Source organism: Stenotrophomonas sp. VV52, from assembly GCF_002893095.1.
GTDB classification, from domain to species: Bacteria; Pseudomonadota; Gammaproteobacteria; order Xanthomonadales; family Xanthomonadaceae; genus Stenotrophomonas; species Stenotrophomonas aracearum.
Window position 1 is genome coordinate 325,648 of record NZ_KZ622864.1, and the last position, 11,385, is coordinate 337,032.

Annotated in this window: 22 protein-coding genes; all 22 read right to left on the bottom strand. The window is 62.5% G+C overall.

The window, feature by feature from the left end; genetic code table 11:
* Positions 1-145: 145 nt before the first annotated feature.
* Positions 146-1,501: a preprotein translocase subunit SecY gene (secY, locus tag C2U58_RS01610; protein ID WP_102944242.1), complete on the bottom strand. Its 1,356-nt coding sequence runs from the start codon at positions 1,499-1,501 to the stop codon at positions 146-148.
* Positions 1,502-1,504: 3 nt separating this feature from the next.
* A complete protein-coding gene (rplO, locus tag C2U58_RS01615; protein ID WP_102944243.1) occupies positions 1,505-1,948 on the bottom strand; it encodes a 50S ribosomal protein L15 in 444 nt (147 codons plus the stop codon).
* 4 nt (positions 1,949-1,952) lie between these two features.
* On the bottom strand, positions 1,953-2,138 hold the full coding sequence (rpmD, locus tag C2U58_RS01620; protein ID WP_102944244.1) for a 50S ribosomal protein L30: 186 nt from the start codon (positions 2,136-2,138) through the stop codon (positions 1,953-1,955).
* The gene (gene rpsE, locus C2U58_RS01625; RefSeq protein ID WP_102944245.1) at positions 2,131-2,673 is read right to left on the bottom strand and encodes a 30S ribosomal protein S5; all 543 of its coding nucleotides are present in this window, start codon (positions 2,671-2,673) and stop codon (positions 2,131-2,133) included. Before rpsE ends, rpmD begins: the two co-directional genes overlap by 8 nt.
* A 158-nt stretch (positions 2,674-2,831) precedes the next feature.
* On the bottom strand, positions 2,832-3,191 hold the full coding sequence (rplR, locus tag C2U58_RS01630) for a 50S ribosomal protein L18 (protein WP_171966879.1): 360 nt from the start codon (positions 3,189-3,191) through the stop codon (positions 2,832-2,834).
* A gap of 52 nt (positions 3,192-3,243) precedes the next feature.
* Positions 3,244-3,771: a 50S ribosomal protein L6 gene (gene rplF / locus C2U58_RS01635; protein ID WP_102944246.1), complete on the bottom strand. Its 528-nt coding sequence runs from the start codon at positions 3,769-3,771 to the stop codon at positions 3,244-3,246.
* Positions 3,772-3,789: 18 nt separating this feature from the next.
* Positions 3,790-4,188, bottom strand: coding sequence for a 30S ribosomal protein S8 (rpsH, locus tag C2U58_RS01640; protein ID WP_017355419.1), 399 nt, complete (start codon positions 4,186-4,188; stop codon positions 3,790-3,792).
* A gap of 257 nt (positions 4,189-4,445) precedes the next feature.
* Positions 4,446-4,751 carry a 30S ribosomal protein S14 gene (gene rpsN / locus C2U58_RS01645; protein ID WP_102944247.1) on the bottom strand — a complete coding sequence of 102 codons (306 nt, stop codon included), beginning with the start codon at positions 4,749-4,751 and terminating at the stop codon, positions 4,446-4,448.
* A gap of 18 nt (positions 4,752-4,769) precedes the next feature.
* Entirely contained in the window at positions 4,770-5,312 is a 543-nt protein-coding gene (rplE, locus tag C2U58_RS01650) for a 50S ribosomal protein L5 (protein WP_102944277.1), read from the bottom strand.
* An 11-nt stretch (positions 5,313-5,323) separates the two neighbouring features.
* Complete coding sequence (rplX, locus tag C2U58_RS01655) at positions 5,324-5,641, bottom strand: 50S ribosomal protein L24 (protein WP_017355416.1); 318 nt, start codon at positions 5,639-5,641, stop codon at positions 5,324-5,326.
* A gap of 16 nt (positions 5,642-5,657) precedes the next feature.
* A complete protein-coding gene (rplN, locus tag C2U58_RS01660) occupies positions 5,658-6,026 on the bottom strand; it encodes a 50S ribosomal protein L14 (RefSeq protein WP_010483978.1) in 369 nt (122 codons plus the stop codon).
* A 13-nt stretch (positions 6,027-6,039) separates the two neighbouring features.
* The gene (gene rpsQ, locus C2U58_RS01665) at positions 6,040-6,309 is read right to left on the bottom strand and encodes a 30S ribosomal protein S17 (protein ID WP_102944278.1); all 270 of its coding nucleotides are present in this window, start codon (positions 6,307-6,309) and stop codon (positions 6,040-6,042) included.
* A gap of 11 nt (positions 6,310-6,320) precedes the next feature.
* Positions 6,321-6,506, bottom strand: coding sequence for a 50S ribosomal protein L29 (gene rpmC, locus C2U58_RS01670; protein WP_070209007.1), 186 nt, complete (start codon positions 6,504-6,506; stop codon positions 6,321-6,323).
* Positions 6,506-6,919 (bottom strand): 50S ribosomal protein L16, encoded by a 414-nt coding sequence (gene rplP / locus C2U58_RS01675; RefSeq protein WP_070209008.1) that lies wholly within the window; start codon positions 6,917-6,919, stop codon positions 6,506-6,508. Before rplP ends, rpmC begins: the two co-directional genes overlap by 1 nt.
* A 5-nt stretch (positions 6,920-6,924) precedes the next feature.
* Positions 6,925-7,659, bottom strand: a complete 735-nt coding sequence (gene rpsC, locus C2U58_RS01680) for a 30S ribosomal protein S3 (protein ID WP_068849461.1) — start codon at positions 7,657-7,659, stop codon at positions 6,925-6,927.
* A 17-nt stretch (positions 7,660-7,676) separates the two neighbouring features.
* Entirely contained in the window at positions 7,677-8,012 is a 336-nt protein-coding gene (gene rplV / locus C2U58_RS01685) for a 50S ribosomal protein L22 (RefSeq protein WP_017355410.1), read from the bottom strand.
* A 12-nt stretch (positions 8,013-8,024) separates the two neighbouring features.
* Entirely contained in the window at positions 8,025-8,294 is a 270-nt protein-coding gene (gene rpsS, locus C2U58_RS01690; protein ID WP_102944248.1) for a 30S ribosomal protein S19, read from the bottom strand.
* Between the two features lie 6 nt (positions 8,295-8,300).
* Positions 8,301-9,128, bottom strand: coding sequence for a 50S ribosomal protein L2 (gene rplB / locus C2U58_RS01695; protein ID WP_102944249.1), 828 nt, complete (start codon positions 9,126-9,128; stop codon positions 8,301-8,303).
* Between the two features lie 10 nt (positions 9,129-9,138).
* Positions 9,139-9,438: a 50S ribosomal protein L23 gene (gene rplW / locus C2U58_RS01700; protein ID WP_070209011.1), complete on the bottom strand. Its 300-nt coding sequence runs from the start codon at positions 9,436-9,438 to the stop codon at positions 9,139-9,141.
* Positions 9,435-10,040 (bottom strand): 50S ribosomal protein L4, encoded by a 606-nt coding sequence (gene rplD, locus C2U58_RS01705; protein WP_102944279.1) that lies wholly within the window; start codon positions 10,038-10,040, stop codon positions 9,435-9,437. Before rplD ends, rplW begins: the two co-directional genes overlap by 4 nt.
* A gap of 12 nt (positions 10,041-10,052) precedes the next feature.
* Positions 10,053-10,703: a 50S ribosomal protein L3 gene (rplC, locus tag C2U58_RS01710; RefSeq protein ID WP_102944250.1), complete on the bottom strand. Its 651-nt coding sequence runs from the start codon at positions 10,701-10,703 to the stop codon at positions 10,053-10,055.
* A gap of 11 nt (positions 10,704-10,714) precedes the next feature.
* The gene (gene rpsJ, locus C2U58_RS01715; protein ID WP_010341589.1) at positions 10,715-11,026 is read right to left on the bottom strand and encodes a 30S ribosomal protein S10; all 312 of its coding nucleotides are present in this window, start codon (positions 11,024-11,026) and stop codon (positions 10,715-10,717) included.
* Positions 11,027-11,385 lie beyond the last annotated feature (359 nt).

An 11,385-nucleotide genomic window follows, 5' to 3' on the forward strand; every position in this document is an offset into this window, starting at 1 on the left:
CCGGTGCCGCCCGCGCTACTCCAGCGCGGAACCACCCGATCTCACCCCCACCCGGAACCGCTGCGGGGGCCGCCCTTCGTTTGTGTGGCCAGGTCCGCGAAGCGGAGGACCATCACGTCAGGAAGACGAAAGTGTAACAGGCTTGTCAGCCGCGGGCAAAACCGCCGCGGTTGCCGCCCTTCAGGTTGGCCTTCTTCAGAAGGCTCTCGTACTGGTGCGACATCAGGTGCGCCTGGATCTGCGCAATGAAGTCCATCACCACCACCACCACGATCAGCAGCGAGGTGCCGCCGAAGTAGAACGAGGCGTTCAGCTGCGTGCGCATGATTTCCGGCAGCAGGCAGACGATCACCAGGTAGGCCGAGCCGGCCGCGGTCAGGCGGGTCAGCACCCCATCGATGTAGTCGGCGGTGGCCTTGCCCGGACGGATGCCCGGAATCAGCGCGCCCGACTTCTTCAGGTTGTCGGCGGTTTCCTGCGAGTTGAACACCAGCGCGGTATAGAAGAACGCGAAACCGGTGATCAGCGCCGCGAACACGATCATGTGCAGCGGTTCACCCGGACCCAGAGCGTTGGCGACCTTCTGCAGCCAGGTGGCCGAGCTGGCCTGGCCGGACCACATGGCCAGGGTGGTCGGGAACGCCAGGATGCTGGAAGCGAAGATGGCCGGGATCACGCCCGCCATGTTCAGCTTCAGCGGCAGGAACGAGGTCTGGTTCATGTACGCGTTGCGGCCGCCCTGGCGACGTGCGTAGTTCACCGTGATGCGGCGCTGGCCGCGTTCGACGAACACCACGAAGAAGGTGAAGGCCAGCACCACCAGCGCGATCAGCAGCAGCTGGATGAACTGCAGGTTGCCTTCGCGGAACGCGTCGAAGGTGTGGATGACCGCGCCCGGCAGGCCGGCCACGATGCCGGCGAAGATGATCAGCGACACGCCGTTGCCGATGCCACGCTCGGTGACCTGCTCGCCGACCCACATCAGGAAGATGGTGCCTGCGGTCAGCGCGACCACGGCGGTGAGCACGAAGCCCATGCCCGGCGCGTACACCACCGGCGCACCGGTCGGGGACAGCTGGTTCTGCAGCGCCAGCGCGATGCTGCCGCCCTGCACCACCGCCAGCAACACGGCGCCGATGCGTGAATATTGGGTGATCTTGCGACGGCCGGATTCACCTTCCTTCTGCAGCGCCTTGAGCGCCGGGAAGATGTGGACCGCCAGCTGCATCACGATGGACGCCGAAATGTACGGCATCACGTTCAGCGCAAAAATGCTGAAACGGTGCAGGGCGCCGCCCGAGAACATGTTGAACATGTCCACGATACCGCCGCCCTGCGCCTCCATGAGCGCAAGCATGGCATCGGGATTGACGCCCGGCACCGGCACATAACAGCCGATGCGGTAGACGATCAAAGCCCCGACGACGAACAGCAGACGCTGGCGAAGTTCCGTGAACTTGCCGAGCCCGCCGCCCAGGTTACCAATGCCAGCTTGCGCCATGTCTTACTCCTGTACGCTGCCGCCGGCAGCTTCGATCGCGGCCTTGGCACCGGCCGTTGCTGCGACGCCCTTCAGGGTGAAGGCCTTGGTCAGGCCGCCCTTCATGACGATCTTGGCCTTCTTGGCCGTGCTCGGGACCAGCTTCGCAGCGCGCAGCGCGGCGAAATCGATCTCACCGGCTTCCAGGCGATCCAGCTGGTAGGACAGCACTTCAGCGGTGTCCTTGGCCATCTTGGAACGGAAGCCGATCTTCGGCAGACGACGCTGCATCGGGGTCTGGCCGCCTTCGAAGCCCGCCTTGATCTTGCCGCCACCCTTACGGGCGAACGAGCCCTTGTGACCGCGGCCGGCAGTCTTGCCCAGGCCAGAGCCGATACCGCGGCCGACGCGGGTGCGTTCGGTGCGGGCGCCCGGTGCCGGGCTCAGTTCATTGAGACGCATGGTCATTGGATTATTCCTCAACCTTGACGAGGTAGTGGACCTTGTTGATCAGACCGCGAACCTGCGGGCTGTCCTTCAGTTCACGCACATCGTTGAGCTTGTTCAGGCCCAGGGCACGCACCGACAGGCGGTGACGCGACTGGGAGCCACGCAGGCCACGCACCAGGCGGACCTTGACAGTCTTGTCATTAGCCATGGTTGAGATCCTCCACCTTCTTGCCGCGCTTGGCCGCGATGCGGGCCGGCGACTGCATTTCAGTCAGGCCCTTCAGCGTGGCACGGACCAGGTTGATCGGGTTACGCGAACCGACGGCCTTGGCCAGCACGTTCTTGACGCCAACGGCTTCCAGGACGGCGCGCATGGCACCACCGGCGATCACACCGGTACCTTCCGAGGCCGGCATCATGAACACGCGGGCTGCGCCGTGGCCGGACTTCACCGGGTGCCACAGGGTGCCGTTGTTCAGGTCGACGTCGGCCAGGTTCTTGCGGGCCTGCTCCATCGACTTCTGGATGGCGACCGGCACTTCGCGCGCCTTGCCATAACCGAAACCGACCTTGCCTGCGCCGTCACCGACCACGGTCAGTGCGGTGAAGGTGAACTGGCGGCCACCCTTGACGGTCTTGCTGACGCGGTTGACCGCGACCAGCTTTTCGATCATGCCGTCGTCGACTTTCTCTTCGCGGTTACGGTCGCGATCGCGACCCCGCTGCTGACGTTCTTCTGCCATGTTGATTCCTTGATTGATTGGGTATGTACGGCTCGAGGCCGCTTATAGCTGTGAGTTGAAGCGGTGGATCGAGCGCCCCTGCAGAAGAAGGACGTCGCCCGGCACAGCCCGTGCCGGCAGGCAGGCGGAAGCGGGGACCTGCCCCGCTTCCTTATCCCTTAGAACTGCAGGCCGCCTTCGCGGGCTGCATCGGCCAGTGCCTTGATGCGACCGTGGTAGCGGTAGCCCGAGCGGTCGAACGCGACCTTCTCGATGCCCGCAGCCTTGGCGCGCTCGGCGACCAGCTTGCCGACCTTGGCGGCGGCGTCGCTGTTCTTGCCGTTCTTCAGGCCTTCCTTGACGTCGGCCTGGGTGGTGTTGGCAGCAGCCAGCACCTTGGAGCCGTCGGCGGTGAAGACCTGTGCGTACAGGTGCTGACCGGTGCGCAGCACCGACAGGCGCGGCACGCCGAGGATGCGGATGTGCGCGCGGGTGGACTTGGCGCGACGCAGGCGAGCGATGTTCTTGTTCATGTGTATGTTCCTTGAAAGCTGAAGACAGGATGCTTCCCTCGAAGAGAGGGACTCGCCCTTACGCCTTCTTGGCTTCCTTACGGATGATGACTTCGTCGGAGTACTTCACGCCCTTGCCCTTGTACGGCTCCGGCTTGCGGTACGCACGGATCTTGGCGGCAACTTCGCCCACCAGCTGCTTGTCCGCGCCCTGGACCAGGATCTCGGTCTGGGTCGGGGTGGTGATGGTGATGCCTTCCGGCGCCACGTACACGACCGGGTGCGAGAAACCGAGCGACAGGCTCAGGTCCTTGCCCTGCATGGCAGCACGGTAACCCACGCCGACCAGCTCGAGCTTGCGCTCGAAACCTTCGGTGACGCCCTTGACCATGTTGGCCAGGATGGCGCGCACGGTACCGGTCAGCGGGACCAGGTTCGCGTCGTTGGCGGCCAGGGTGGCAACGCCGTCTTCCACGGTGATTTCAACGCCAGCAACCTTCGGCAGCGACAGGGTGCCCTTCGGGCCCTTCACGCTGACGGATTCCGGCTGGATGTTCAGTTCAACGCCCTTGGGCAGGTTGACCGGCTTCTTGGCTACGCGGGACATATGTTTCTCCTTCTCGCCTTAGGCCACGAAGCACAGGACTTCGCCGCCGACGCCCAACTGGCGCGCCTGCGCATCAGTCATGATGCCCTTGGAGGTGGAAATGATGGAAATGCCCAGGCCGTTCAGGACCTTCGGCAGCTCGGACTTGCCACGGTACTGGCGCAGACCCGAACGCGAGAAGCGCTTCAGGGTCTCGATGACCGGCTTGCCCTCGAAATACTTCAGGACGATTTCAAGCTCGGCCTTGTTGTTCTCGGTCTTGGTCACGCGCAGGTCGGTGATGTAGCCTTCGGCCTTCAACACTTCTGCGATTGCAACCTTGATCTTGGAGGACGGCGCCTTCACCGTCTGCTTGCCCACCGCGGCCGCATTCTTGATGCGTACCAGCAGGTCGGCGATGGGATCAGTCATGCTCATAGTCGATACCTTTGAGTGCACCGATATCCGCTTTCGCGAAAATCTAGCTGTTTTTGAAAATCTGGGATGGGCCAGGACCCTTGGAACATGAACCAGCGGGCGGAGCCCCCTGCTTCAGCGGGGCAGAGCCCCGCTCTACCCCCTGCCCCTGACGAGGCAAGACCGGGAGTATACGACAAAAAGAGCCCGACTTGCGTCGGGCTCTTTCGAGAGAGGATGAACCTGAACGGGTTCACCCTCTTCCAGGGAGTGATCCCTTACCAGCTTGCCTTGCGCAGGCCCGGCACGTCGCCGCGCATGGTGGCTTCGCGCAGCTTGTTGCGGCCGAGGCCGAACTTGCTGTACACGCCACGCGGACGGCCCGACAGTTCGCAACGGTTGCGGTGGCGGCTCGGCGACGAATCGCGCGGCAGCTTCTGCAACTTGATCACGGCCTGTTCCTTCTCTTCGTACGTCGCGGTCGTGCTGGAGATGATCTTCTTCAGCTCTTCACGCTTGCCGGCATACTTCTGGGCCAGCTTCGCACGCTTCAGGTCGCGGTTGACCATGGAGGTCTTTGCCATTTCGGTATCCTCGACGTATCAGTTACGGAACGGGAACTTGAACGCTGCGAGCAGCGCCTTCGCTTCCGCGTCGGTCTTGGCGGTGGTGGTGATGGCGATATCCATGCCGCGGATCGCGTCGACAGCGTCGAAGTCGATTTCCGGGAAGATGATCTGCTCCTTCACACCCATGTTGAAGTTGCCGCGACCGTCGAAGGAACGACCCGAGACACCACGGAAGTCGCGCACGCGCGGCAGCGAGATGTTGATCAGGCGGTCCAGGAACTCATACATCTTGGCACGACGCAGCGTGGTCTTGCAGCCGATCGGCCAGCCATCGCGGATCTTGAACGAAGCCACCGACACGCGGGACTTGGTCACGATCGGCTTCTGGCCGGAGACCTTGGCCATGTCGGCCACGGCGTTTTCCAGGATCTTCTTGTTGGTCGCGGCTTCGCCCACACCCATGTTCAGGGTGATCTTGACCAGCTTCGGAACCTGCATCGGATTGGAGTAGCCGAACTGCTTCATCAGCGCCGGCACCACTTCGTCCTGGTAGAACTTTTCGAGACGGGAACTCATCTTCACATTCCTCAGGCGTCGAGCGCCTCACCGCTGGAGCGGAACACACGCAGTTTGCGTCCATCCTCCAGCACCTTGAAGCCAACGCGTTCGCCCTTGCCCGAAGCCGGGTTGAGCACGTTCACGTTGGAGATATGGATCGACGCTTCACGCTCGACCACGCCGCCGGCAACGCCTGCCTGCGGGTTCGGCTTGGTGTGGCGCTTGACGATGTTCACGTTGGCGACGATCACACGATCGCCGTCGACGCGGACGACTTCGCCCTGCTTGCCCTTGTCCTTGCCGGTGTTGACGACGACCTGGTCGCCCTTCTTGATACGGTTAGCCATGATTATCTCCTGTCGCTCACAGCACTTCGGGAGCGAGCGAGACGATCTTCATGAACTTCTCCGAACGAAGTTCACGGGTCACCGGCCCGAAGATGCGGGTGCCGATCGGCTCTTGCTTGTTGTTGAGCAGGACCGCGGCGTTGCCGTCGAAACGGATCAGCGAGCCATCGGCGCGACGCACACCCTTGCGGGTACGCACCACGACGGCGTCATACACTTCACCCTTCTTGACCTTGCCGCGCGGGATCGCATCCTTCACGGTGACCTTGATGATGTCGCCGATGCCGGCGTAACGGCGCTTGGAACCACCCAGCACCTTGAAGCACATCACCTGCTTGGCACCCGAGTTGTCCGCGACGTCAAGGTAGCTCTGCATCTGGATCATGATTCAGATCTCCTTATTGAGCCGCACGCGTGATGACTTCCACCACGCGCCAGTTCTTGGTCTTGGACATCGGAGCAATCTCGGTCACGCGCACGACATCACCTTCGTTGCAGGTGTTGTCGGCATCGTGGGCGTGCAGCTTGGTCGAACGCTTGATGTACTTGCCGTACAGGGCGTGCTTGACCAGGCGTTCCACCAGCACGGTGACCGTCTTGTCCATCTTGTTGCTGACGACACGGCCTTCGACCGTGCGCAGCGCCTTGTTTTCAGTATTGTCGCTCATCGCGGCCATCCTTACTTGGTGCTGCCGAGCAGGGTCTTGACGCGAGCAATCTCGCGGCGCACCCGGCGGGTTTCGTGAGTCTTCGGCAGCTGCCCGGTGACCTGCTGCATGCGCAGTGCGAACTGCTCCTTACGCAGGTCAACCAAATGGGACTTCAGGTCGTCAGCCGACTTTTCGCGAAGTTGTTTGATATCCATTACATCACCGTCCGGGTCACGAAGGTGGTGGTCACGGAGAGCTTGGCAGCGGCCAGGCGGAACGCCTCGCGTGCCACGTCTTCTGCAACACCTTCAATTTCATAGATCATGCGGCCGGGCTGGATCTGGGCTACCCAGTATTCCACGTTGCCCTTACCAGAACCCATTCGGACTTCGATGGGCTTCTTGGTGATCGGCTTGTCCGGGAACACTCGGATCCACATCTTGCCACCGCGCTTGACGTAGCGGCTGATCGAGCGGCGGGCCGCTTCGATCTGGCGCGCGGTCAGCTGACCGTGGGCGGTTGCCTTCAGGCCGTACTCGCCGAAGCTGACAGCGTTGGCGCTCCAGCTCAGGCCATCGTTACGGCCCTTGTGTACCTTGCGGTACTTGGTTCGCTTGGGTTGCAACATTGTCGTTACCTCGCTTCACGGGCCGGGCGCTGACGGTCACCGCGGTCGCCGCGATCGTTACGATCGTTGCGCGACGGGGTGTCGTCCTGCTTTTCCTGGCCAACCTGGGAGAAATCGAAAACCTCGCCCTTGTAGATCCAGACCTTGATGCCGATGATGCCGTAGGTCGTCTTGGCTTCAGCGAAGCCATAGTCGATGTCGGCACGCAGCGTGTGCAGCGGCACGCGGCCTTCGCGGTACCACTCCGAACGGGCGATTTCAGCACCGTTCAAGCGGCCACCGACGTTGACCTTGATGCCCAGGGCACCCAGGCGCATCGCGTTGCCGACCGAGCGCTTCATGGCGCGGCGGAACATGATGCGACGCTCCAGCTGCTGCGCGATCGACTCGGCAACCAGCTGTGCGTCCAGCTCGGGCTTGCGCACTTCGGTGACGTTGATGTGCGCCGGGACGCCCATCATTTCGCTCACTTCCTTGCGCAGCTTTTCGATGTCCTCGCCACGCTTGCCGATCACTACGCCCGGACGGGCGGTGTGGATCGTCACGCGGGCGGTCTTCGCCGGACGCTCGATGAGGATCTTGCTGATGCCGGCCTGCGCGAGCTTCTTGCGCAGCATGTCCCGCACCTTCAGGTCGGCCGCCAGATAACCAGCGAACTCGGCCTTGTTGGCGTACCACTTGGAGTTCCAGTCCTTGGAAATGCCGAGGCGGATACCAATCGGATGAACTTTATGACCCATGGTGTTTTCCTTTCCGCTTACTTGCCGGCGCCCACAACCACAGTGATGTGGCTGGTGCGCTTGAGGATGCGGGTGCCGCGGCCTTTCGCCCGCGCCATGAAACGCTTCAGGGTCGGACCTTCATCAACCATGATGGTCTGAACCTTCAGCTCGTCGACGTCGGCGCCCTGGTTGTTCTCGGCATTGGCAATAGCCGACTCCACCACCTTCTTGATCAGGTGGGCAGCCTTCTTGTCCGAGAACTTCAGCAGGTTGACCGCACGCTCGGCCGGCAGGCCGCGCACCTGGTCAGCGACCAGGCGGGCTTTCTGCGCAGAGATGCGCGCGGAGCGCAGGATTGCTTTCGCTTCCATTGTCATCTCTCCTTACTTGCCCGACTTCTTGTCACCACCGTGACCCTTGAAGGTCCGGGTGATGGCAAATTCGCCGAGCTTGTGGCCGACCATGTTCTCGTTGACGAGCACCGGAACGTGGTTCTTACCGTTATGAACGGCGATGGTGATGCCTACCATTTCCGGCAGGATCATCGAACGGCGCGACCAGGTCTTGATCGGCTTCTTGCTACCCGCAGCGGACTCCACCTTCTTGACGAGGTGGTGATCGACGAACGGGCCCTTCTTGAGTGAACGTGCCATGGTCGATTAGCCCCTACGATCGCGGACGATGAATTGCTGGGTGCGCTTGTTCTTGCGCGTCTTGTAGCCCTTGGTCGGGACACCCCACGGGGTGACCGGATGCGGGTTACCCTGGCCGGCCTTCGCCTCACCACCACCGTGCGGGTGGTCGACCGGGTTCATGGCAGCACCACGAACGGTCGGGCGGACACCGCGCCAGCGCTTCGCGCCAGCCTTGCCCAGCTTTTCCAGGTTGTGTTCGTCGTTACCGACTTCACCGATGGTGGCGCGGCACTCGACCGGCACCTTGCGCATTTCACCCGAGCGCAGGCGCAGGGTGGCGAAGACGCCTTCACGAGCGACGAGCTGCACGGCAGCGCCGGCGGCACGCGCGATCTGTGCACCCTTGCCCGGCTTCAGTTCGATGCCGTGGACAGTGGTACCGACCGGGATGTTGCGCAGCGGCAGGGTGTTACCGGCCTTGATCGGCGCATCCGAACCCGCGATCACCTGGTCACCGGCCTTCAGGCCCTTCGGTGCGATGATGTAGCGGCGTTCGCCGTCGACGTAGCACAGCAGGGCGATATGGGCGGTGCGGTTCGGATCGTATTCGATGCGTTCCACGCGCGCCGGAATGCCTTCCTTGTTGCGCTTGAAGTCGATCAGACGGTAGTGCTGCTTGTGACCACCGCCCACGTGACGGGTGGTGATGCGACCGTGGTGGTTACGACCACCGGAATTGCTCTTCGGCTCCAGCAACGCTGCGTGCGGTGCGCCCTTGTGCAGATCGGGCGTAACCACGCGCACGGCCGAACGGCGGCCGGGGGAAGTGGGCTTGAATTTCATCAATGGCATGGGATGTACCTCAGGCCTTGGCCGTTACATCGATGGACTGGCCATCGGCGAGACGCACGTATGCCTTGCGCCAATCGCCGCGACGGCCGTTGCGGTTACGGAAGGACTTGTTCTTGCCCTTCACGTTCAGCACGTTGACCGCTTCGACCTTGACGTCGAACAGCTGCTCGACCGCGGCCTTTACATCGGCCTTGGTGGCTTCGTTCGAGATCTCGAAGACATACTGGTTGGAATGTTCCTGCAGGCGCGCGGTCTTTTCGGAGACACGCGGGGCACGCAGCACGCTGAAGATTTTTTCGTTGCTGTTCATGCCAGCCACTCCTCGACCTTCTTGACCGCATCAGCGGTGATGACGACCGTGTCGGCACCGACCAGCGACACCGGGTCCAGGCCCTGGACGTCACGCACTTCCACGTAGGGAACGTTGCGTGCGGACAGGTACAGGTGCTCGGAGGCTTCCTCGGTGACGATCAGCGGGCGCTTGCCCACTTCCAGGCCGGCCAGCTTGGCGATCAGACCCTTCGTGCTGGTCGCTTCGACGTCGAAGGACTCCACGATGGTCAGGCGGCCCTGACGGTTCAGCTCGGACAGGATCGCGCACATGGCGGCACGGTACTGCTTGCGGTTGACCTTCTGCTCGAAGCTGCGCGGCTTGGCCGCGAAGGTGACACCGCCGCCGACGAAGATCGGAGCCGTCAGCGCGCCATGACGCGCACCGCCGCCCTTCTGCTTCTTCGACTTCTTGGTGGTACCAGCCACTTCAGAGCGAGTCTTCTGTGCCTTGGTGCCGGCGCGACCGGCGTTGCGATAGGCGACGACGACCTGGTGGACCAGATCTTCGCTGAAATCGCGACCGAACACGGCATCGGAGACCGAGACCTTGTTGTTGCTACCCGTGATAACGAGTTCCATCGTCATCTCTCCTTATGCCTTGCTAGCCGGACGCACGATCACGTCACCACCCGCAGCGCCAGGCACGGCGCCACGAATCGCGATCAGACCGCGCTCGACGTCGACCTTGACCACTTCCAGGTTCTGCGTGCTCTGCTGCACGGCACCCATGTGGCCCGACATCTTCTTGCCCGGGAAAACGCGACCCGGGGTCTGGCGCTGACCCAGCGAACCCGGCGCGCGATGCGACAGCGAGTTACCGTGGGTTGCATCGCCCATACGGAAGTTGTAGCGCTTGATGGTGCCCTGGAAGCCCTTACCCTTGGTGACACCCTGGACGTCGACCTTCTGGCCAACTTCGAAGATGTCCGCCTTGACTTCGCCGCCAACGGCGAAATCGCCGAGCTGCGCGTCTTCAACGCGGAATTCCCACAGGCCACGACCGGCTTCCACCTTCGCCTTGGCGAAGTGGCCGGCTTCCGGCTTGTTGACCAGGGCAGCGCGACGCGCGCCGACGGTCACCTGCACGGCGCTGTAGCCGTCGGCTTCGACGGTCTTGATCTGCGCGATGCGGTTCGGGGTTGCTTCAATCAGGGTCACCGGGATGGCGCGGCCATCTTCGGTGAACACGCGGCTCATGCCAGCCTTGCGGCCCACGAAGCCCAACGAATATTTCTTCGTCATGGTCGTAGTCCTCAGGTCAGCTTGATCTGAACGTCGACGCCGGCAGCCAGTTCGAGCTTCATCAGCGCGTCCACGGTCTTGTCGTTGGGGTCGACGATGTCGAGCACGCGCTTGTGCGTGCGGGTCTCGTACTGGTCACGCGCGTCCTTGTCGACGTGCGGGGAAACGAGAATGGTGTAACGCTCGATCTTGGTCGGCAGCGGGATCGGGCCACGCACTTGCGCGCCGGTCCGCTTTGCCGTTTCTACGATCTCGCTGGCCGAACGGTCGATCAAACGATGATCGAACGCCTTCAACCGAATCCGGATCTTTTGGTCCGCCATGACGGTGGGTTCCTTCGTTAAAAGAGCGACGGACAAGGCCTCTGGGTTGCCTTGTCCCATGAATATCCTGAATGCGGACGCCGCGCATTCCTGCGCGGCGACAAGATCTTTCCATAGACCTCAAAAATCGAGGCAGACCGGTCTCCCGATCTGCCCAGACAAAAAGTATAGCGCGCATGCAAGGCGGCGGTCAACAGGGGTCCTGTTGACACTGCCTGAATGGCGCGACCCTTCCTGGTCTGGGGAACACGAGGTGCGTCCTGCGCCTCTTTTCCCGTTTTGGTACGCCCCGATGCCCTACCCAGGCAACATCGGGGCGCAGAGTCTAGCAGATTACGCGACGATCTTGGAGACCACGC

Coding starts and splice junctions, on each gene's coding strand:
- rplV (WP_017355410.1), bottom strand. CDS start 8,012: ATGGAAGCGAAAGCAATCCTGCGCTCCGCGCGCATCTCTGCGCAGAAA.
- rpsS (WP_102944248.1), bottom strand. CDS start 8,294: ATGGCACGTTCACTCAAGAAGGGCCCGTTCGTCGATCACCACCTCGTC.
- rplN (WP_010483978.1), bottom strand. CDS start 6,026: ATGATCCAGATGCAGAGCTACCTTGACGTCGCGGACAACTCGGGTGCC.
- rplD (WP_102944279.1), bottom strand. CDS start 10,040: ATGGAACTCGTTATCACGGGTAGCAACAACAAGGTCTCGGTCTCCGAT.
- rplP (WP_070209008.1), bottom strand. CDS start 6,919: ATGTTGCAACCCAAGCGAACCAAGTACCGCAAGGTACACAAGGGCCGT.
- rplC (WP_102944250.1), bottom strand. CDS start 10,703: ATGACGAAGAAATATTCGTTGGGCTTCGTGGGCCGCAAGGCTGGCATG.
- rplF (WP_102944246.1), bottom strand. CDS start 3,771: ATGTCCCGCGTAGCCAAGAAGCCGGTCAACCTGCCCAAGGGCGTTGAA.
- rpmC (WP_070209007.1), bottom strand. CDS start 6,506: ATGGATATCAAACAACTTCGCGAAAAGTCGGCTGACGACCTGAAGTCC.
- rpsE (WP_102944245.1), bottom strand. CDS start 2,673: ATGGCAGAAGAACGTCAGCAGCGGGGTCGCGATCGCGACCGTAACCGC.
- rplX (WP_017355416.1), bottom strand. CDS start 5,641: ATGGCTAACCGTATCAAGAAGGGCGACCAGGTCGTCGTCAACACCGGC.
- rplE (WP_102944277.1), bottom strand. CDS start 5,312: ATGAGTTCCCGTCTCGAAAAGTTCTACCAGGACGAAGTGGTGCCGGCG.
- rplW (WP_070209011.1), bottom strand. CDS start 9,438: ATGAACAGCAACGAAAAAATCTTCAGCGTGCTGCGTGCCCCGCGTGTC.
- rplB (WP_102944249.1), bottom strand. CDS start 9,128: ATGCCATTGATGAAATTCAAGCCCACTTCCCCCGGCCGCCGTTCGGCC.
- rpmD (WP_102944244.1), bottom strand. CDS start 2,138: ATGGCTAATGACAAGACTGTCAAGGTCCGCCTGGTGCGTGGCCTGCGT.
- rpsH (WP_017355419.1), bottom strand. CDS start 4,188: ATGAGCATGACTGATCCCATCGCCGACCTGCTGGTACGCATCAAGAAT.
- rpsC (WP_068849461.1), bottom strand. CDS start 7,659: ATGGGTCATAAAGTTCATCCGATTGGTATCCGCCTCGGCATTTCCAAG.
- rpsN (WP_102944247.1), bottom strand. CDS start 4,751: ATGGCAAAGACCTCCATGGTCAACCGCGACCTGAAGCGTGCGAAGCTG.
- rpsQ (WP_102944278.1), bottom strand. CDS start 6,309: ATGAGCGACAATACTGAAAACAAGGCGCTGCGCACGGTCGAAGGCCGT.
- rplO (WP_102944243.1), bottom strand. CDS start 1,948: ATGACCATGCGTCTCAATGAACTGAGCCCGGCACCGGGCGCCCGCACC.
- secY (WP_102944242.1), bottom strand. CDS start 1,501: ATGGCGCAAGCTGGCATTGGTAACCTGGGCGGCGGGCTCGGCAAGTTC.
- rpsJ (WP_010341589.1), bottom strand. CDS start 11,026: ATGGCGGACCAAAAGATCCGGATTCGGTTGAAGGCGTTCGATCATCGT.